The organism is Polaromonas sp. P2_G11, assembly GCF_056403595.1.
The window spans coordinates 234,015-250,955 of the sequence record NZ_JBFUFE010000005.1; the positions used below are offsets into that span (position 1 = coordinate 234,015).

General features: G+C 61.1%; 17 protein-coding genes. 12 read left to right on the forward strand and 5 right to left on the reverse strand.

Annotation, left to right across the window (positions count from 1 at the left end):
* Positions 1-225: 225 nt before the first annotated feature.
* Complete coding sequence (locus AC1DWQ_RS18510) at positions 226-1,149, reverse strand: LysR family transcriptional regulator (RefSeq protein ID WP_477670936.1); 924 nt, start codon at positions 1,147-1,149, stop codon at positions 226-228.
* Positions 1,150-1,270: 121 nt separating this feature from the next.
* Here AC1DWQ_RS18510 and AC1DWQ_RS18515 point away from each other — a divergent pair, with 121 nt between their 5' ends.
* The 11 genes from AC1DWQ_RS18515 to AC1DWQ_RS18565 all read left to right on the forward strand — a co-directional run bounded on the left by AC1DWQ_RS18515 (position 1,271) and on the right by AC1DWQ_RS18565 (position 10,986).
* Positions 1,271-2,233, forward strand: a complete 963-nt coding sequence (locus AC1DWQ_RS18515; RefSeq protein WP_477670937.1) for a Bug family tripartite tricarboxylate transporter substrate binding protein — start codon at positions 1,271-1,273, stop codon at positions 2,231-2,233.
* Positions 2,234-2,264: 31 nt separating this feature from the next.
* Positions 2,265-3,308: a 4-hydroxythreonine-4-phosphate dehydrogenase PdxA gene (locus AC1DWQ_RS18520; RefSeq protein ID WP_477670938.1), complete on the forward strand. Its 1,044-nt coding sequence runs from the start codon at positions 2,265-2,267 to the stop codon at positions 3,306-3,308.
* 73 nt (positions 3,309-3,381) lie between these two features.
* Positions 3,382-4,554: an L-rhamnonate dehydratase gene (locus AC1DWQ_RS18525; RefSeq protein WP_477670939.1), complete on the forward strand. Its 1,173-nt coding sequence runs from the start codon at positions 3,382-3,384 to the stop codon at positions 4,552-4,554.
* 5 nt (positions 4,555-4,559) lie between these two features.
* A complete protein-coding gene (locus tag AC1DWQ_RS18530) occupies positions 4,560-5,477 on the forward strand; it encodes a dihydrodipicolinate synthase family protein (RefSeq protein WP_477670940.1) in 918 nt (305 codons plus the stop codon).
* Between the two features lie 79 nt (positions 5,478-5,556).
* The gene (locus tag AC1DWQ_RS18535; protein WP_477670941.1) at positions 5,557-6,501 is read left to right on the forward strand and encodes a YncE family protein; all 945 of its coding nucleotides are present in this window, start codon (positions 5,557-5,559) and stop codon (positions 6,499-6,501) included.
* 30 nt (positions 6,502-6,531) lie between these two features.
* Positions 6,532-7,542 carry an amidohydrolase family protein gene (locus AC1DWQ_RS18540; protein WP_477670942.1) on the forward strand — a complete coding sequence of 337 codons (1,011 nt, stop codon included), beginning with the start codon at positions 6,532-6,534 and terminating at the stop codon, positions 7,540-7,542.
* 19 nt (positions 7,543-7,561) lie between these two features.
* Positions 7,562-9,013: an aldehyde dehydrogenase family protein gene (locus AC1DWQ_RS18545; protein ID WP_477670943.1), complete on the forward strand. Its 1,452-nt coding sequence runs from the start codon at positions 7,562-7,564 to the stop codon at positions 9,011-9,013.
* 108 nt (positions 9,014-9,121) lie between these two features.
* Positions 9,122-9,553, forward strand: a complete 432-nt coding sequence (locus tag AC1DWQ_RS18550) for a hypothetical protein (RefSeq protein WP_477670944.1) — start codon at positions 9,122-9,124, stop codon at positions 9,551-9,553.
* Positions 9,550-9,849, forward strand: a complete 300-nt coding sequence (locus AC1DWQ_RS18555; protein WP_477670945.1) for a DUF705 domain-containing protein — start codon at positions 9,550-9,552, stop codon at positions 9,847-9,849. The genes AC1DWQ_RS18550 and AC1DWQ_RS18555 overlap by 4 nt, the downstream gene beginning before the upstream one ends.
* Positions 9,797-10,351 (forward strand): hypothetical protein, encoded by a 555-nt coding sequence (locus AC1DWQ_RS18560; protein ID WP_477670946.1) that lies wholly within the window; start codon positions 9,797-9,799, stop codon positions 10,349-10,351. Before AC1DWQ_RS18555 ends, AC1DWQ_RS18560 begins: the two co-directional genes overlap by 53 nt.
* A 29-nt stretch (positions 10,352-10,380) precedes the next feature.
* On the forward strand, positions 10,381-10,986 hold the full coding sequence (locus AC1DWQ_RS18565) for a DUF6151 family protein (protein ID WP_477670947.1): 606 nt from the start codon (positions 10,381-10,383) through the stop codon (positions 10,984-10,986).
* 83 nt (positions 10,987-11,069) lie between these two features.
* Here AC1DWQ_RS18565 and glmM read toward each other — a convergent pair whose 3' ends face one another.
* The 4 genes from glmM to AC1DWQ_RS18585 form a co-directional block, all read right to left on the reverse strand.
* Positions 11,070-12,401 carry a phosphoglucosamine mutase gene (gene glmM, locus AC1DWQ_RS18570; protein WP_477649256.1) on the reverse strand — a complete coding sequence of 444 codons (1,332 nt, stop codon included), beginning with the start codon at positions 12,399-12,401 and terminating at the stop codon, positions 11,070-11,072.
* A 114-nt stretch (positions 12,402-12,515) separates the two neighbouring features.
* Positions 12,516-13,373, reverse strand: a complete 858-nt coding sequence (gene folP / locus AC1DWQ_RS18575) for a dihydropteroate synthase (protein ID WP_477670948.1) — start codon at positions 13,371-13,373, stop codon at positions 12,516-12,518.
* Between the two features lie 194 nt (positions 13,374-13,567).
* A complete protein-coding gene (gene ftsH / locus AC1DWQ_RS18580) occupies positions 13,568-15,490 on the reverse strand; it encodes an ATP-dependent zinc metalloprotease FtsH (RefSeq protein ID WP_457278727.1) in 1,923 nt (640 codons plus the stop codon).
* Positions 15,491-15,620: 130 nt separating this feature from the next.
* On the reverse strand, positions 15,621-16,379 hold the full coding sequence (locus AC1DWQ_RS18585) for an RlmE family RNA methyltransferase (RefSeq protein ID WP_477670949.1): 759 nt from the start codon (positions 16,377-16,379) through the stop codon (positions 15,621-15,623).
* 42 nt (positions 16,380-16,421) lie between these two features.
* On the opposite strand from AC1DWQ_RS18585, the gene AC1DWQ_RS18590 reads away from it, so the two are divergent.
* The gene (locus tag AC1DWQ_RS18590; RefSeq protein ID WP_477670950.1) at positions 16,422-16,898 is read left to right on the forward strand and encodes a YhbY family RNA-binding protein; all 477 of its coding nucleotides are present in this window, start codon (positions 16,422-16,424) and stop codon (positions 16,896-16,898) included.
* Positions 16,899-16,941 lie beyond the last annotated feature (43 nt).

Consider the following 16,941-nt stretch of genomic DNA (forward strand, 5'->3'; position numbering starts at 1 on the left):
GTGTGCTTCCAATGTTGGCAATACGCCAAGCGTAAGCAATGGCACGGGGCAACAGCTTGATCCAGGTCATGGAGCGTTCATCCGCCGCTACACACGCCAACTTCAATTTCTGTTCTTCGCCGGCATTGACGCCATATTTAGCAGCGGCCGGCACTCATCCCATGGACCAAGGCCCGAAATTTTCAGAAAATTTCTCTGCGGTGGCTTGCCATCGGCCTCCGGCAGCTATTTCTGGTGCAGCGCCGCCAGGAAAAACCCCGCGGCGTCGCTGAGCGGCCTGTCCTTGCGGGTGATGGAGCCAAACGCTTCCATCTTGTGCTGGATAAAGCAGGGCAATATCTTGAGCAGACCGTGCCGGGCGTAGTGGTCGGCAATCGACTGCGGCATGACGCCCACCATGTCGGTTTCGGCAATCAGGTTGGTCGTCGTGAGGATGGACGCGGTTTCGATCAGGCCCTTGGGCGTGGGCGCCTGCAGCATGCGGAACTCCTGCTCCAGCACCTCACGCATCGGGCTGCCCTTGGGCTGCAATATCCACGGGTAGTCCAGCAGGCTGGCAAACTTCACCGCCTTTTTTTGCCCCAGCGGATGGTGCACACCCGCCACCACCACCAGCGCCTCGTTTTCAAGCGGGGTGAAAGCGTAGTCCGCCCGGTGCTCGTCGCGAATGCGCCCGATGGCAACGTCGAGAACGCCTTCGCGCAGCAGCTCGAACAGCCGGTCGCTGGTGTCCAGCATGACGTCGACCGACAGCAGCGGATAGGCTTTCTTGAGCGTGATGATCGCGTGCGTCAGCAAATTCGGAGAAGGTGCCATGATGCTGCCGATCGACACCCGACCCGAGCTGCCCAGTTGCAGTTCGGCCAGTTCACGCGTCATGGACTCGACCGAACCGCGCATGCCGCGGAAATAACGCAGCACGCTGGCGCCGGCCGGCGTGAGCTTCTGCCCGCGCCCCACCCGCTCGAACAGGCGCTGGCCCAGCGCAGACTCCAGCTCCTGGATCATCTTGGTGGCGGCCGGCTGTGTCATGCCCAGTTCCGCGGAGGCTTTGCGCAAGGTACCGTGTTCGCCTACAGCCAGGATAAGGGCCACCTGCCGCATGCGCAGGCGGTTGAGAAGCTGGGGAATCAGTGAGGCGTTGAGCATGTTGGGTGGCCAATTCAATTGATAACTATAGATTATCAAATAATCAGGAATTTTCAATTTACGTTAACTGTTGTCTTGCCTACTATCACCGCATTGATTCATAACGATGACGGAGACAACCATGAAATATTTGCCTGCCTTGCTGGCAGCAGCCTGCACAGTGGCCGCCCACGCCCCGCTATTTGCACAAGACTGGCCGACCAAGCCCGTGCGCATTCTGGTGGGCTCCGCCCCGGGCGGCGGCACCGACGCGATGGCCCGCGCAGTAGCGGACCGGCTCGGCCCCCTACTCAAGCAGCCTGTGGTGGTGGAAAACCGCCCCGGCGCCTCCAACACGCTGGCAGCCGACCTGACGGCCAAGGCCACCGACGGCCACACCCTGCTAATGGGCGTCTCGACCGCGCATGCGATTGCCCCGCACCTGCTGAAACTCGGCTACGACAACAACAAGGACCTGGTGCCCGTGGTGTTTGTCGGCGCGGTGCCCAATGTGCTGGTGGTCAACAATGCCCTGCCAGTCGATTCGGTGCAGTCGCTCATCAAGCTGGCCAAATCAAAACCCGGCCAGCTCAACTACGCCACCAGCGGCTCGGGCAGCACGCAACACATCGCGGCGGAGCTCTTCAAGGACCAGGCCGGCGTTTTCATCACGCACATCCCCTACCGCGGCAGCGGCCCGGCGCTGATCGACCTCGTCGGCGGCCAGGTGCAGCTGAGCTTTGACACCATGCCCTCGGTGATCGGCCAGATCAAGAACGGCCGCATCAAACCTTTGGCGGTGGCCAGCGCCAAACGCAACCCGCAGCTTCCCAACGTGCCCACAATGGCCGAAGCCGGCGTGAAGGATGTCGAGATGAGTGCCTGGTACGGCATCTACATGCCGGCAGCCACGCCCAAGGCGGTGCAGGAACGTGTCTACGCCGAGGTCACCAAGGTCCTGGCGATGCCGGAAACACAAGCCCGGCTGGGCGCGATCGGCGCGGACCTGACACCGATGACGCAGGCGCAGTTCGCGCAGTTCCACAATGACGAGAACAAGCGCTATGGTGACCTGATCGCCAAGAAAAACATCAAACTGGACTGATCCGGATGATGCAGAACAAGGAAAAGACGCCATGAGCAAACAGCAGACAACAGAACCGGTGCCTGTCGTCGCCCTGACACTGGGTGACGCGGCCGGCATAGGCCCCGAGCTGATTGCCCGGCTGCTGAGCCAGCCCGGCATCACGGCAGGCGCCAACATCGTGCTGGTGGGTGATGCCTGGCTCTGGCAGCAAGGCCAGGACATTGCCCAACAGAAGGTCGCAACGCAAGCCGTGGCCAGCCTGGCCGAGGTGCGCGGCCGCGCCGACACACGCCTGCCCGCCTTCCTGGCCACAGACACGATTCAGCCAGCGCAAGTACAGCGCAGCCAGGCGCAGGCCGCCTGCGGCGCGGCGGTGCTGCAGGTGCTCAACCTCTGCATGGACGGCGCCAAACGCGGCGAGGTCGATGCCATCTGCTTCGCCCCCCTGAACAAGCAGGCCATGAAGCTGGGCGGCCTGAAGCATGAAGACGAGCTGCACCACTTTGCCGAATACCTGGGCGTGACCGGCTACTTCTGCGAGTTCAACACGCTGGGTGACTTGTGGACGGCACGTGTGTCCTCGCACATTCCGCTGAAAGACGCCGCAGCCATGCTCAGCAAGGAACGCATCATGGACGCCACCCGGTTGATCTACGCATCACTCAAGGCCAGCGGCAACAACAGCCCCAAAGTAGCGGTGGCAGCCTTCAACCCGCATGGCGGCGACGGCGGTGTTTGCGGACGCGAAGAGATCGACATCATCGAGCCGGCCGTGGCAGCGCTGCGCGCCAGCGGCGTTCCGGTAGACGGCCCCTTTCCGGCCGACACCATCTTCCTGAAAGCGCAGGCCGGCCAGTACCAGGCCATCGTCACCATGTACCACGACCAGGGCCAGATCGCCATCAAGCTCATGGGCTTCAGCAAGGGCGTCACTGTGCAAGGCGGCCTGCCGGTGCCCATCACCACGCCGGCGCATGGCACCGCGTATGACATCGCCGGCCAGGGCGTGGCCGATGTCAACGCCACGCTCAACGCTTTCCGCATCGCCTGCCGCATGGGAGGACGCCTGGCGGCGCCTCCCCAAAGGGAGTAATACGGCTCACCCCACCCCAACCCTCCCCTTCCAGGGGAGGGCTCGAAAGATTCATCTCACACAGGACCTTTAAATGAAGATCAAATCAGTGCGCGCACGTGTGTTCGAGTGGAAAGGCAAGACCGTTCCACCCCAAGGCAATTTCTGCTCCAACGCCATGGACCTGGTCTACTCAAAGACAGAATCCATGAGCACCTTCCGCTTCCATTCGTGGACGGTGGTCGAGATCGAAACCGACGACGGCATCGTCGGCCTGGGCAACGTGGCGCTGGCGCCGCACATCGCCAAAGCCATCATCGACCAGTACCTCACACCGCTGGTGCTGGGCCAGGACCCGTGGGACTACGAATACCTGTGGCAGCGCATGTACCGCAGCACCCACGCCTGGGGCCGCAAGGGCGTGACCATGGCCGCCATCTCGGCGGTGGATCTGGCGATCTGGGACATCTTGGGCAAGTCGGTCAACAAGCCGGTGTTCAAGCTGCTGGGCGGCCGCACCAAGGAAAAAATCCCCTGCTACTACTCCAAACTCTACCGCACCGACCTCAAGGCGATGCAGGACGAAGCGCAGAAATACCTGGACCAGGGTTTCACCATGTTCAAGTCGCGCTTTGGCTACGGCCCGGCGCACGGCACCAAGGGCGTTTCTGAAAACCTGAAAGCCGTGGAAGCGATCCGCGAAGTCATCGGCTACGACAACGACCTGATGATGGAGTGCTACATGGGCTGGAACCTGGAGTACGCCAAACGCATGCTGCCCAAGCTGGAAAAATTTCAACCGCGCTGGGTGGAAGAACCTGTCATTGCCGACGACATCGACGGCTATGCCGAACTCAACCAGCTCACCAGCATCCCGATCTCGGGCGGCGAGCATGAGTTCAGCCTCTACGGCTTCAAACAGCTGCTGGATAGAAAAGCCGTGTCGGTCGTGCAGTACGACACCAACCGCGTAGGCGGCATCACGGCGGCGCACAAGATCAATGCGTTGTGCGAGGCCTATAGCGTGCCGGTAATTCCACACGCCGGGCAGATGCACAACTACCACCTGACCATGAGCACACTCGCCTCGCCCATGAGCGAGTACTTCCCGATGTTCGACGTGGAAGTCGGCAACGAGCTGTTCTATTACATCTTTGACGGCGAGCCTGTCGCGGAGAACGGCTTCCTGCAACTCGACGACAACAAGCCCGGCCTGGGCCTGGCGATGAAGACCGAGTTCCTCAAAGACTTCAACATCGTCGAATGATCGGAATGAAAGCAAGATACACGGGCGTGTTCCCGGTGGTTCCCACCACTTTCACTGATGCGGGCGAGCTTGATCTGGAAAGCCAGAAGCGCTGCGTCGATTTCATGATCGATGCGGGCTCGACGGGCCTGTGCATCCTGGCCAATTTCTCGGAACAGTTTGTGCTGTCCGATGATGAGCGGGAAGTCCTCACCGCCACCATCCTCAAGCACGTGGCGGGTCGCGTGCCGGTGATTGTGACGACCACGCATTTCGGCACCCGGGTGTGCGCCGAGCGCAGCCGCCGCGCGCAGGACTTGGGCGCGGCCATGGTCATGGTGATGCCGCCGTACCACGGCGCCACCATCCGCGTGACGGAAGAAAAGACTTATGAGTTCTTCGCCACGCTATCAGCCGCCATTGATATTCCCATCATGGTCCAGGACGCACCTGTCAGCGGCACGACGCTGTCGGCAACCTTCCTGGCTCGCATGGCCAAAGAGATCCGCAATGTGGCCTACTTCAAGATCGAAACGCCGGGTGCGGCCTCCAAGCTGCGCGAGTTGATCCGGCTGGGCGGCGACGCGATTGAAGGCCCGTGGGACGGCGAAGAAGCCATTACCCTGCTACCCGACCTGGAAGCCGGCGCCACCGGTGCGATGACGGGTGGCGGCTACCCGGACGGCATTCGCAAGATCATGGATGCATGGGTCGCCGACAAGCGGGATGAAGCCATTGCCGAGTACACCCGCTGGTTGCCGCTGATCAACTATGAAAACCGCCAGGGCGGTATCTTGACGGCCAAGGTCTTGATGAAGGAAGGCGGCGTGATCGCCTGCGAGGCGCCGCGCCATCCGTTTCCCGCCATGCATCCTGAGGTTCGCAAGGGGTTGATCGCCACCGCGCAGCGGCTGGACCCGCTGGTGCTACGCTGGGACAGGTAAACGGCTTTGGCCGGCCTCTTCACGCGTTCTCCCTCTTTCTCTCTGTTTCCTTTCAGGCTCCCCCATCTTCAGGACACCCATGCCCCTTCGGGAAACACTCTTGCTGGTGCAGAAATGCGCCCATACCTTCAGCTTTTACGACCTGGCCACCGGCCGGGCGGAAGAACACATCGTCTTGCCCAACTTTCCGCATGAGTTCACAGTAGATCCAGTGCGCCGGCTTGCTTACGTGGGCCACTATGGCATCGAAACCGCCAGTCATCTGGGAGACGCAGGCGGGCATTCGGTCTTTGTGATTGACCTGGACAAACGCGAGCATGTGGCCACGCTGAACCTCTGGCCGTATTACCGGCCGCACGGCCTGACAGTGGACGGCCAGGGACGCCTGTTCGTGATGTCTGAAGCCCACAACGTGTTGCTGCGCTTTTCAGACCCGGCAAAGGTGCATGTACCGGACCTGGCTGTGTCTTCGGGCGGCTACAAGACGCACCTGTTTGCGCTGACGGAAGATGCACAGACAGCTTATGCACTGAACCTGCTGTCGAACACCGTCACCAAAATCAAGCCGAACGATCCGACCTTCGCACCGGTCGCGATGATGCCGGGGCCCGTGCCCGAAGGCAATGTGCTGTCGGCTGACGAGTCGCTGCTGTACGTGGCCAACCGGGGCGACGACACCATCGTCGCGGTCGACACGGCCAGCATGAAAGTCGTGGCGTCGGGCAAGACACGGCGCGACCCCAACCGGGTCTACCGCTTCCAGGGTGCGCATGGCCAGGACTTGCTGCTCACCACCAACTCGGGCGAGCATTCGCTGTCGATATTCGGCCTGGACCTGCAGGAGCAGCGCTGCTTTGCCTTGCCCAGCAACCCGCTGGCCTTGTCGTTTCACCCGGTGGACCGGGCGGTCTACATCTCATTTCAGGACGAGACGGTGCGCCGCCTCAATCTGGACAGCTTTGCGTTCGAGCAGGAAATCAGGACGCTGCGTGAGCCGGATTCGTCCTGCGTCTGGCGGCATTGATTCAGCAAGGTCTGTATCCACTCCCGGTTCATGAAGAGCACAGGCACATCGCCCACCTCACTGCCCGCACCTGTGAAGGCGTTTACAGGGCCCGTCGTCGACGCACATCACCACCTGTGGGACCTGTCGAAAGGCCACTACCCCTGGTTGCAGGAAGCGTACGATCCAGGTGCCTTCTTCCTCGGCGACTACCGGCCGATTTGCCGGGACTTCCTGGCAACCGACTACCGGGCGGCTGTAGGGCCCGGCGACGTGGTCGCAACCGTGCATGTGGAAGCCGAGCGCAGCCGCCTTGAGCAGGTTGCAGAAACTGCATGGCTGCATGAGGTCAACGCCAGGCACGGGTTTCCGAACGCCATCGTGGCGCACGCCTGGTTTGACCGGCCTGATAGCGGGGAATGCCTCCTTGCGCAGTCGCAGTTTCCGCTGGTGCGCGGCATCCGCAGCAAACCTGTCACATCGGCCGCAGCGGACCAAAGCGTCAAAGGGCAGGCAGGCACCATGCAACACGAAAACTGGCTGCGCGGCTTTTCGTTGCTGGAGAAATTCGGCCTGCGGTGGGACCTGCGCGTACCGGCCTGGCACTTGCCTGAAGCGGCCACCGTGGCAGCGATGTTTCCGAAGGTACCCATCGCCCTGAACCACCACGGCTTTGCCTGGGACCGCAGCGAAGAAGGCCTAACGCGCTGGCGCGGCTGGATGGAAACGCTGGCTCGGCAAGAAAACGTACACGTCAAGCTTTCCGAGTTCGGCCTGCGCGGCCAGCCTTGGGACTGGCACGAAAACGCGCGCATTGTGCGCGAGACGCTTGCCATTTTCGGCTGGCAGCGCTGCATGTTCGCCAGCAACTTCCCTGTATCTGGCCTGCGCATAAACTATCCGGACCTGGTTGGCAATGTGGCCGGCATGCTTGGCCACCTGCCGGCAAACCAGCAACATGCGATGATGTGCGATAACGCCTTGCGTTTCTATGCGATTGATGTGGCGCCGCCCGTGGTACCCCCGCAACCTGCGCGCCCTCTCGCCCCTGATCAACCCTGATTTCTTCTGGAGCCACCTCATGACCACCAAACACGACAACCTCATCGCCGGCCAATGGCTGGCCGGCACCAGCTACAGCCCCAACCTGAACCCCAGCAATCTTGCTGACGTGATCGGCGAGTACACGCAAGCCGACGCCGCAGGGCTCGATGCTGCCGTGCAGGCTGCGCAGGCCGCCTTCCCGGCATGGTCCACCTCGGGCATCCAGGCCCGCTCGGATGCGCTCGACAAGATCGGCACCGAAATCCTGGCACGCCGCGAAGAGCTGGGCACTCTGCTCTCACGCGAAGAAGGAAAAACCAAGCCAGAAGGCATTGGCGAAGCCACCCGCGCGGGTCATATCTTCAAATTTTTTGCCGGCGAATGCCTGCGCCTGGGTGGCGAAACCATGCCGTCGGTTCGCCCCGGCATCGGCGTGGAAATCACGCGTGAACCTGTGGGCGTGGTCGGTCTGATCACGCCGTGGAATTTCCCCATCGCCATCCCGGCCTGGAAGATTGCGCCGGCGCTGGCCTTCGGCAACTGCGTGGTGCTCAAGCCGGCAGACCTGGTTCCGGGCAGTGCCTGGGCCCTGGCCGAAATCATTTCGCGTTCGGGTATTCCGGCGGGCGTGTTCAACCTGGTGATGGGCCCCGGCCGCGTCATCGGCGATGCGCTGGTCAACCATCCGGGCGTCAATGCCATCAGCTTTACGGGCTCGGTCGGCGTGGGCAGCCGCATTGCAGAGGTTTGCGCAAAAAACCTCAAGAAGGTGCAGCTCGAAATGGGCGGCAAGAACCCGCAGGTCATCCTGGATGACGCCGACCTGACCCAGGCCGTGGAACTCAGCGCGCAGAGCGCTTTTTATTCCACCGGACAGCGCTGCACGGCATCAAGCCGCCTCATCGTGACCGAAGGCATCTACCCTGCTTTTGTCAAGGCGCTGCACGAACGCATGGCCCGCATCAAGGTGGGCGACGCCCTGACCGCCGGAACCGACATCGGCCCGGTTTCTTCACAAGCCCAGCTGGAGCAGGACTTAAGCTACATCGCCATCGGCCAGCAGGAGGGCGCAACGCTGTCGTTTGGCGGTGACCGCGTGCGCTGCCATACCGGCAGCGGCGCCGAAGGCTACTTCATGACACCAGCGCTTTTCAGCGAAAGCACCGCCGGCATGCGCATCAACCGTGAAGAAATTTTTGGCCCGGTGGCCAGCATCATCCGGGTAAAAGACTACGAAGCCGCGCTGGCCACCGCCAATGACACGCCATTCGGCCTGTCAGCCGGCATCGCCACCACCAGCCTCAAATACGCGACCCACTTCAAGCGCCACAGCCAGGCCGGCATGGTCATGGTCAACCTGCCGACGGCAGGCGTGGACTACCACGTACCGTTTGGCGGCCGCAAAGGATCCAGCTACGGCCCGCGTGAGCAAGGCAAGTATGCGCAGGAGTTCTTCACGACGGTGAAGACGGCGTATACGCTGGCTTGAGTTAGCGAACAATAGGCCGTCGAGCGGCGCGGCTGCCCGGTTGGTTAGACTGGTAACCCACAGGCCAGATGCCTGCGGGCTTCACCCCTCTAACCACAGGCCTGAACGATGCGTTTCTTTCGCAGCTTCAACGACTTTCCCAAACTGCTGCTCGCCCTGACAGCAGCCTACTTCCTCGCCAGTCTCGGCCATTTCAGCCACAACGCCGAGTTCATCTGCGAATATCCGAACCTGCCGGCCTGGCTAACACGTGCGCAGGTTTATGGGGTGTGGGCTGCCATCACTTCGGTGGGTGCCGTTGGCTTGCTGCTCATGCGCAAAAAATTCTTGGCTATGGGCCTGCTGCTGATGGCTGTTTACGCGGCGTTAGGTTTTGACGGCCTGGGCCACTATGCGTTGGCCCCCATCGAGTTTCATCCTCTGATCGCCAACGTCACAATTCTTTCGGAGGTGCTTGCCGCCGCACTTTTGCTGCCGGTAGCCTTGTGGCTCCTGGCGTCACACATATTCCGGGGTCAAACAAAGGTTCAACACCCATGACCCCACAAGTCGTTTTTATCGATGTCGACGACACCATGGTCAGGTCCGTTGGTGCGAAGCGTATTCCCATGCCTGCGGTAATTACCCAGGTCAGGCGGCTGAAATCCGAAGGCGCAACCTTGTTTCTCTGGAGCTCGGGAGGCGCTGAATACTGCCGAACCACAGCCATCGAACTAGGGATCAGCGAGTGTTTTGAAGCTTATCTGCCAAAGCCTACAGCCTACATTGATGACCAGCCGGTGCATGAGTGGCGATTCTGCAAACATCTCTACCCTTCGCACGCTGAGAATGCTTAAGCGATTGCTCGGTGCCGGCGAAAGAGTGTCTTTGGGGAAACTGTCGTTTGCCTCGGCCCTCGTCGCCTTCTCATTGTTTCTTGCGTTGTGGTGCGTTCATCGCGCCGGCGGTGTGCTCTTCGGGGGCAAGCTATTGAACGCGCTGAACCGGCTGGGCATGGTGCGGCAAGAACGCAGCTATATTGCCGAACTTCGGCCAAGCAGCGTCTTTGCGCTGAATGACGCCAACGCTGTTATCTGGTTGACCTGCCTTACGTTCATTCTTGCCGGGCTTGGCCTTGTCCTGGCGCTTTGCTCAGAATACAAACGTGAATCCACGCTTTACGCCAGCACCGGTTTTATCGTGGCGACACTCGGTATCGGACTGCTTTACCCACTGGTCATGGTTACGACGCAGACCGCGGGAGCTATTGCACTCGTCGGCATCAGGAAACACCGTACGCGCAATGACCGGACTGCCCTGCCAGACAAGAACTCGGGGTTCCACGCGTCTGAATGTTAAATGGCTCACCCATCAAACAGGGCTCTCACATGAATCACCCCTTGCGCTGCCAATGCGGCACACTCCGCGGCCATGTCAGTCACACCGAATCGGTATGCCGCGGCGTCTGCTACTGCAAAGACTGTCAGGTTTACGCGCACTTCCTGGGCAAGGCCGACGAGATTCTGGATGAGATGGGTGGATCGGATGTGATCGCCACGCTTCCCCAGCACGTCACCTTCACCCATGGCCAGGAGGCACTCACCTGCATGTCGCTCAGTGACAGGGGCATGTTGCGCTGGTATGCCAGCTGCTGCAATACGCCGATCGGCAACACGGCACGCGACTTCAAGGTCTCGCATGTCGGTCTGCTGCACAACTGCCTGAAAGATCTGTCAACCAGTCTGGACAGCGCTTTCGGCCCCGTGCGCATGAAAGTCGGCATGAAGAGCGCCAAAGGCAGGCCAAAAGCCATGCCGGTCAGCACCACCCTGTCCATTCTCCGGTTCATGGCGACGCTGATACGCACGAGGCTCAATGGCGGCTACAAGGTCACTCCCTTCTTTAACCCGGATGATGGGGTGCCACGCGTATCGCCCAAGGTACTCACACCGGATGAGCGAGCTGCCTTGGTGGAGACCGTCAAGGCTTCCTAGCCTGTTTACGGTAGCTATCGATTTAATAGCTGCTTGCGCCCGCCCTTAAAGGGTTACAGCCACTATTCTCTTGAATAAATCGCTCAGGACCGTACCGTGTCCGCCACCCGCTCGGCGCAGCTTTTGGCCTGGGCTGCATCACGCGCTTCGACCATCACACGCAGCAGCGGCTCGGTGCCACTGGCACGAATCAACAGGCGGCCCGTGTTGCCCAACTCGGCTTCCACCGTTTTGGTCATGTCGGCCAGGGGTTTGCTGCTCTTCCAGTCCTGGTCGGGCTTGAGGCGCACATTGACCAGCGTCTGCGGAAACAACACCACATCGCTCAGCAGCTGGGCCAGAGTTTTCTTGCTGCGCACACAGGCCTGCAACACCTGCAGCGCGCTGATGAGGCCGTCACCGGTGGTGTGCTTGTCGAGTGCCAGCAGGTGGCCCGAACCCTCGCCGCCCAGCAGCCAGCCGCGTTTTTCAAGCTCCTCGAGCACGTAGCGGTCGCCGACCTTGGCGCGTACAAATTCCACGCCTTTGGCCTTCAACGCCACTTCCACGGCCATATTGGTCATCAGGGTGCCCACGGTGCCGGGTACTTTCTCGCCGCGCGCCAGGCGTTCGTTGACCATCAGGTACAGCACCTCGTCGCCGTTGAAGAGCCGGCCTTCGGCGTCCACGATCTGTAGCCGGTCGGCGTCGCCGTCCAGCGCAATGCCGTAGTCCGCCTTGCTGGCCTTGACCTTGGCGATCAGCGCCTCGGGGTGCGTCGCACCGACTTCGTGGTTGATGTTCAGGCCGTCGGGTGCGCAGCCGATGGCAATGACTTCAGCGCCCAGCTCATGGAACACCATGGGGGCGATGTGATAGGCCGCACCGTGGGCACCGTCGACCACGATCTTCAGGCCGCGAAGCGTCAGGTCATTGGCAAAGGTGCTTTTGCAAAATTCGGTATAACGCCCTGCCGCATCATCGAGACGGCGGGCTTTGCCCAAAGTCGCAGAATCAGCCCAGACGGGTGGCTCGTCGAGCGCAGCTTCCACGGCCAGTTCCCACGCATCATCGAGCTTCGTGCCCTGCGCGCTGAAAAACTTGATGCCGTTGTCGGGGTAGGCGTTGTGGCTCGCGCTGATGACGACTCCCAGGCTGGCGCGCTGGGCTCGCGTGAGGTAGGCCACACCCGGTGTAGGCAAGGGGCCGAGCAGCACCACATCGACGCCGGCGGAGTTGAAACCGGACTCCAGCGCGCTTTCCAGCATGTAGCCCGAAATGCGGGTGTCCTTGCCGATCAGCACCGTGGGGCGGGATTCGGTTTTGCGAAGGACCCGGCCGACAGCGTGCGCAAGCCGCAAGACGAAATCGGGCGTGATCGGGGGCTGGCCCACCGTTCCGCGAATGCCGTCGGTGCCGAAGTATTTTCTGGTCATGGAATTTTGTCCCTGTGGAGCTTGTTGTTATTGAAACAGGGGTCTATTTTAGGTGGCCCCGTACAGCCCTTTGTCAGTCAAAGCCGCCATCTTTGCCGGATAGCGATAAAACTGCTAATGCGCTGCCATCCATACCTTCAGGGCCTGCACGGTCTCGCGCACATCATGCGCACGCACGATACGGGCGCCGCGGTCCACCGCCAGCACGGCGGCCGCCACACTGGGCACCATGCGGTCGGTCACGTCGAGCTGGGCGACAGTTGCGAGGGAAGTGCTGGTCACGGCGGCCAAAGACGATTTGCGCGACCAGGCGGCCAGCAACGGATAGCCGGCAGCGAGGAATTCCTGCTGGCGCGCGAGCAACGCGAAATTCTGCGCCACGGTTTTGCCAAAGCCCACACCCACATCCAGCACGATGCGGGTTTTATCAACGCCAGCGGCCTGCAGGCCAGATGCGGCGCTTTCCAGAAAAGCCCTCACCTGCGGCACCACGTCGCCCTCCATGGGGGCAACCTGCATGGTCTGCGGTTCGCGGTGCATGTGCATCAGGCAGACACCGCAATTCGGGTGCTGCGCCACCACCTGCACCGCACCCGGCTTGCGCAGGGCCCAGATGTCGTTGATGACATCGGCGCCCAGGTCAAGCACAGCCTGCATCACCTCAGGTTTGTATGTGTCGACCGACAGCGGCACCCCCAGGCTGACCGCATGGCGAACCACCGGCAGCACCCGTTCAAGCTCTTCCTCCAGTGACACGGGCGGCGCGCCAGGCCGGCTTGATTCACCGCCAATGTCCAGCATGTCGGCGCCATCCCGGATCAATTTCTCGCAATGAGCAAAGACACCTGAAAAACCACCACCGAGGGTGAAATACCTGCCCCCATCCGAAAATGAGTCGGGCGTGACATTGACGATACCCATGACGCGCGGCTTTGACAGGTCAATCTGAAAGCGGGAGGTTTGCCAGATCATGGATGGATGTCCCAAAACGAATGAAGGGTTAAACCACAGGCCGGTACGCAATGCAATATCGCGCAAGGAACGGTGCATTGCCGAAGCCACACAAAGTGGCAAGCACACGAGCCATGTTCTCCACCATGAAAAAACCGGGGACTGGCCCCGGTTGTGATGACTGCCTGGCAGTCGTCTTCATGCTTGTGGAGGCATCAGGCTACCGTCGGCGCCGGATCGGTACTGACAGCCGGCGTGCCGCCGCTGGGACCGCTACCGCCGCCTACCGACGAATTGCGCGGCGTCCAGTCCTTGGGCGGCCGGGGTTCCTTGCCGGCCATGATGTCGTCCAGCTGGTCGCCGTCAATGGTTTCCCATTCGAGCAGGGCCTTGGCCATGGCATGCATCTTGTCCTGGTTGTCCTCGATCAGCTTGCGCGCCTGGGCGTACTGCTGGTCGATGATTCGGCGTACTTCACCGTCCACCTTTTGCAGGGTCGACTCGCTCATGTTGTTGGTCTTGGTGACCGAACGGCCCAAAAACACTTCGCCTTCATTTTCCGCGTACACCATGGGGCCCAGGGCCTCGGTCATGCCGTAACGGGTCACCATGTCGCGGGCCAGCGCTGTGGCACGTTCAAAGTCGTTGCTGGCGCCTGTGGTCATCTGGTTCATGAAGACTTCTTCGGCAATACGGCCGCCAAACAGCATGCTGATCTGGCTGAGCATGTACTCGCGGTCATAGCTGTAGCGGTCTTGCGCCGGCAGGCTCATGGTCACGCCCAGGGCACGGCCGCGCGGAATGATGGTGACCTTGTGAACCGGATCGCACTTCGGCAGCATCTTGCCGAGCAGCGCGTGACCGGACTCATGGTAGGCCGTGTTGCGGCGCTCTTCTTCGGGCATGACCATGCTCTTGCGCTCGGGGCCCATCAGTATCTTGTCTTTGGCTTTTTCGAAGTCCTGCATCTCGACGGTGCGCGCGTTGCGGCGTGCAGCCATCAGGGCAGCTTCGTTGCACAGGTTGGCCAGGTCAGCGCCCGACATGCCGGGCGTGCCGCGGGCAATAACCCCGGGGCTCACATCCTGGCCGAGCGGAACCTTGCGCATGTGCACATTCAGGATCTGCTCGCGGCCGCGGATATCGGGCAGCGTCACATAGACCTGGCGGTCAAAACGGCCGGGACGAAGCAAGGCGGCGTCCAGGATGTCGGGACGGTTGGTGGCAGCCACCACGATCACGCCGACATTGGTTTCAAAGCCGTCCATCTCGACCAGCATCTGGTTCAGGGTCTGCTCGCGTTCGTCATTGCCGCCGCCCAGGCCCGCACCGCGCTGGCGGCCGACTGCGTCGATTTCATCGATGAAGATGATGCAAGGCGCATTTTTCTTGGCGTTGTCGAACATGTCGCGCACACGCGACGCGCCTACACCGACGAACATTTCAACGAAGTCAGAGCCGGAAATCGAGAAAAACGGAACCTTGGCTTCGCCGGCAATACTCTTGGCCAGCAGGGTTTTACCGGTGCCCGGAGGGCCGACCAGCAGCAAACCACGCGGAATGCGGCCACCCAGTTTCTGGAATTTGGCAGGGTCTTTCAGGAAGTCGACCACTTCCTTGACTTCTTCCTTGGCTTCGTCGCAGCCCGCCACGTCGGCAAAAGTCACTGGATTGGTGGATTCATCGAGCAGGCGCGCCTTGGATTTACCGAAGCTGAAAGCCCCGCCCTTGCCGCCGCCCTGCATCTGCCGCATGAAATAAATCCACACGCCGATCAGCAGCAGCATGGGACCCCAGCTGATCAGCAGGGACGTGAGCAGGGAGGTTTCTTCGCGGGGCTTGACGTCAAACTTCACGTCGTTGGCGATCAGGTCGCCGACGAGGCCGCGGTCAAGGTAGGTTGCGGTGGTGCGAACCTTGCGATCATCCACCGTGGTGGCGGAAATCTCGGTGCCGCCCTGGCCTTCGGCGATGGTGGCCTGCTTGATGCGCTTGCCACGCACCTCTTCCAGGAACTCGGAGTAACCCAGGTAGTTTGAGCCGGCACTACCGCGTGGATCAAATTGCTTGAATACGGTAAACAGCACCATGGCGATAACCAGCCAGATTGCAATTTTGGAAAACCACTGATTGTTCAAGGACTACTCCGGTATAAGAACAAAAGTCACATGCGCCTGATTTTAGGCGTTTCAAGGGCAAAAACCGCGTAATCCCCTGCCAGCCCCATGTTTGAAGCGGGTTTAGGTGATTTTTGCCACCGTATCACACTCATTGTGCAGCTTCGGCACGCCTCTTAAGCCCCCGGCCAATCAGGAAAATCTCGGACGATCCCGGTCGCGATGCCTTGGGTTTGAGGGGCTTGACCGTCTTGAAGGTGTCCTTGAAAAGCTTCACGAGCTGATCGTATCCGCTGCCGTGAAAAAGCTTCACCACCAGGGTGCCGTCCGGTTTCATCCGGTTCTGGGCAAACTCCACGGCCAGCTCTATGAGATGGGCAATGCGGGCGGCATCGGCCGATTCAATACCCGACAGGTTGGGCGCCATGTCCGAGATCACAAGATCGACCCGGATCTGCCCTTCGGACGAGGCCAGCGCCTGCTCCAGCTTCTCCAGCACCTCCGCCTCCCGGAAGTCGCCCTGGATAAAGGTCACCCCCTCGATCGGCTCCATGGGCAGCAGGTCCAGCCCGATGATGCGGCCGTTGAGCTCCCCCGCCGCCGCGCCGGTGGGTGACAGCTTGCGCCTCACGTACTGGCTCCAGGCCCCGGGCGTGCTACCCAGGTCGACCACACAGTCCCCCGGCCGGATCAGGCCGAAGGTTTCGTCAATTTCCTTCAATTTGTAAGCTGCCCTGGCCCGGTAGCCCTCTTTCTGGGCCAATTTGACGTAGGGGTCGTTGATGTGGTCGTGCAACCACGCCTTGTTGACCTTTTTCCCTTTCGCACTGGCTTTCGATACGGCTTTGGCAGCGGCCTTCGCGTCGGTCTGGGTGCCGGGTTTGAAGTCGGTCTTGGCATTTACTTTCATGGGGTCTATTGTCCTCTTCCCGACTCCCCCGATAATTGGGTCATGGCTCAAATACAACTTACCCCCGCCCAGCGCAAGGATCACCGCGCCGATGCCCATCACCTGAACGCAGTGGTGATGATCGGCTCCGATGGCCTGACCGCTGCCGTCAAGAAAGAAACCGACGCGGCCCTGAACGCGCACGGCCTCATCAAGGTGCGGGTTCAATCAGACGACCGCGCCGGCCGAGAAGCGATTTTCCAGACCCTGGCAGATGAACTCAATGCCGCCCCCATCCAGCATATCGGCAAGCTGCTGGTGCTGTGGCGCCCAATGCCGGAAAAGGAAAAGAAGGTCAATGAAGACCGCATGCCCGGCCCCCGTGATGTCAAGGTACTGAAAAACAGCTCCCGCTACGGCCAGCGTCCCGAAGTCAAAACCCTGCGCGTGCTCGGCAACCAGCGCCTCACGCCCGGCGGCACCGTCAAACGCGCCAAAAAACCCCAACTGAAAAGTGTCAAGAAGAGTGCACAGGGCTGAGTTCCCCGCCCGCAAGGCACGGGGCAATTGCCCCGATAGCGCC

Coding starts and splice junctions, on each gene's coding strand:
- AC1DWQ_RS18535 (WP_477670941.1), top strand. CDS start 5,557: ATGCCCCTTCGGGAAACACTCTTGCTGGTGCAGAAATGCGCCCATACC.
- AC1DWQ_RS18515 (WP_477670937.1), top strand. CDS start 1,271: ATGAAATATTTGCCTGCCTTGCTGGCAGCAGCCTGCACAGTGGCCGCC.
- AC1DWQ_RS18530 (WP_477670940.1), top strand. CDS start 4,560: ATGAAAGCAAGATACACGGGCGTGTTCCCGGTGGTTCCCACCACTTTC.
- AC1DWQ_RS18585 (WP_477670949.1), bottom strand. CDS start 16,379: ATGAAAGTAAATGCCAAGACCGACTTCAAACCCGGCACCCAGACCGAC.
- AC1DWQ_RS18545 (WP_477670943.1), top strand. CDS start 7,562: ATGACCACCAAACACGACAACCTCATCGCCGGCCAATGGCTGGCCGGC.
- AC1DWQ_RS18560 (WP_477670946.1), top strand. CDS start 9,797: ATGAGTGGCGATTCTGCAAACATCTCTACCCTTCGCACGCTGAGAATG.
- folP (WP_477670948.1), bottom strand. CDS start 13,373: ATGATCTGGCAAACCTCCCGCTTTCAGATTGACCTGTCAAAGCCGCGC.
- AC1DWQ_RS18510 (WP_477670936.1), bottom strand. CDS start 1,149: ATGCTCAACGCCTCACTGATTCCCCAGCTTCTCAACCGCCTGCGCATG.
- AC1DWQ_RS18590 (WP_477670950.1), top strand. CDS start 16,422: ATGGCTCAAATACAACTTACCCCCGCCCAGCGCAAGGATCACCGCGCC.
- AC1DWQ_RS18540 (WP_477670942.1), top strand. CDS start 6,532: ATGAAGAGCACAGGCACATCGCCCACCTCACTGCCCGCACCTGTGAAG.
- AC1DWQ_RS18525 (WP_477670939.1), top strand. CDS start 3,382: ATGAAGATCAAATCAGTGCGCGCACGTGTGTTCGAGTGGAAAGGCAAG.
- AC1DWQ_RS18550 (WP_477670944.1), top strand. CDS start 9,122: ATGCGTTTCTTTCGCAGCTTCAACGACTTTCCCAAACTGCTGCTCGCC.
- AC1DWQ_RS18520 (WP_477670938.1), top strand. CDS start 2,265: ATGAGCAAACAGCAGACAACAGAACCGGTGCCTGTCGTCGCCCTGACA.
- AC1DWQ_RS18565 (WP_477670947.1), top strand. CDS start 10,381: ATGAATCACCCCTTGCGCTGCCAATGCGGCACACTCCGCGGCCATGTC.
- glmM (WP_477649256.1), bottom strand. CDS start 12,401: ATGACCAGAAAATACTTCGGCACCGACGGCATTCGCGGAACGGTGGGC.
- AC1DWQ_RS18555 (WP_477670945.1), top strand. CDS start 9,550: ATGACCCCACAAGTCGTTTTTATCGATGTCGACGACACCATGGTCAGG.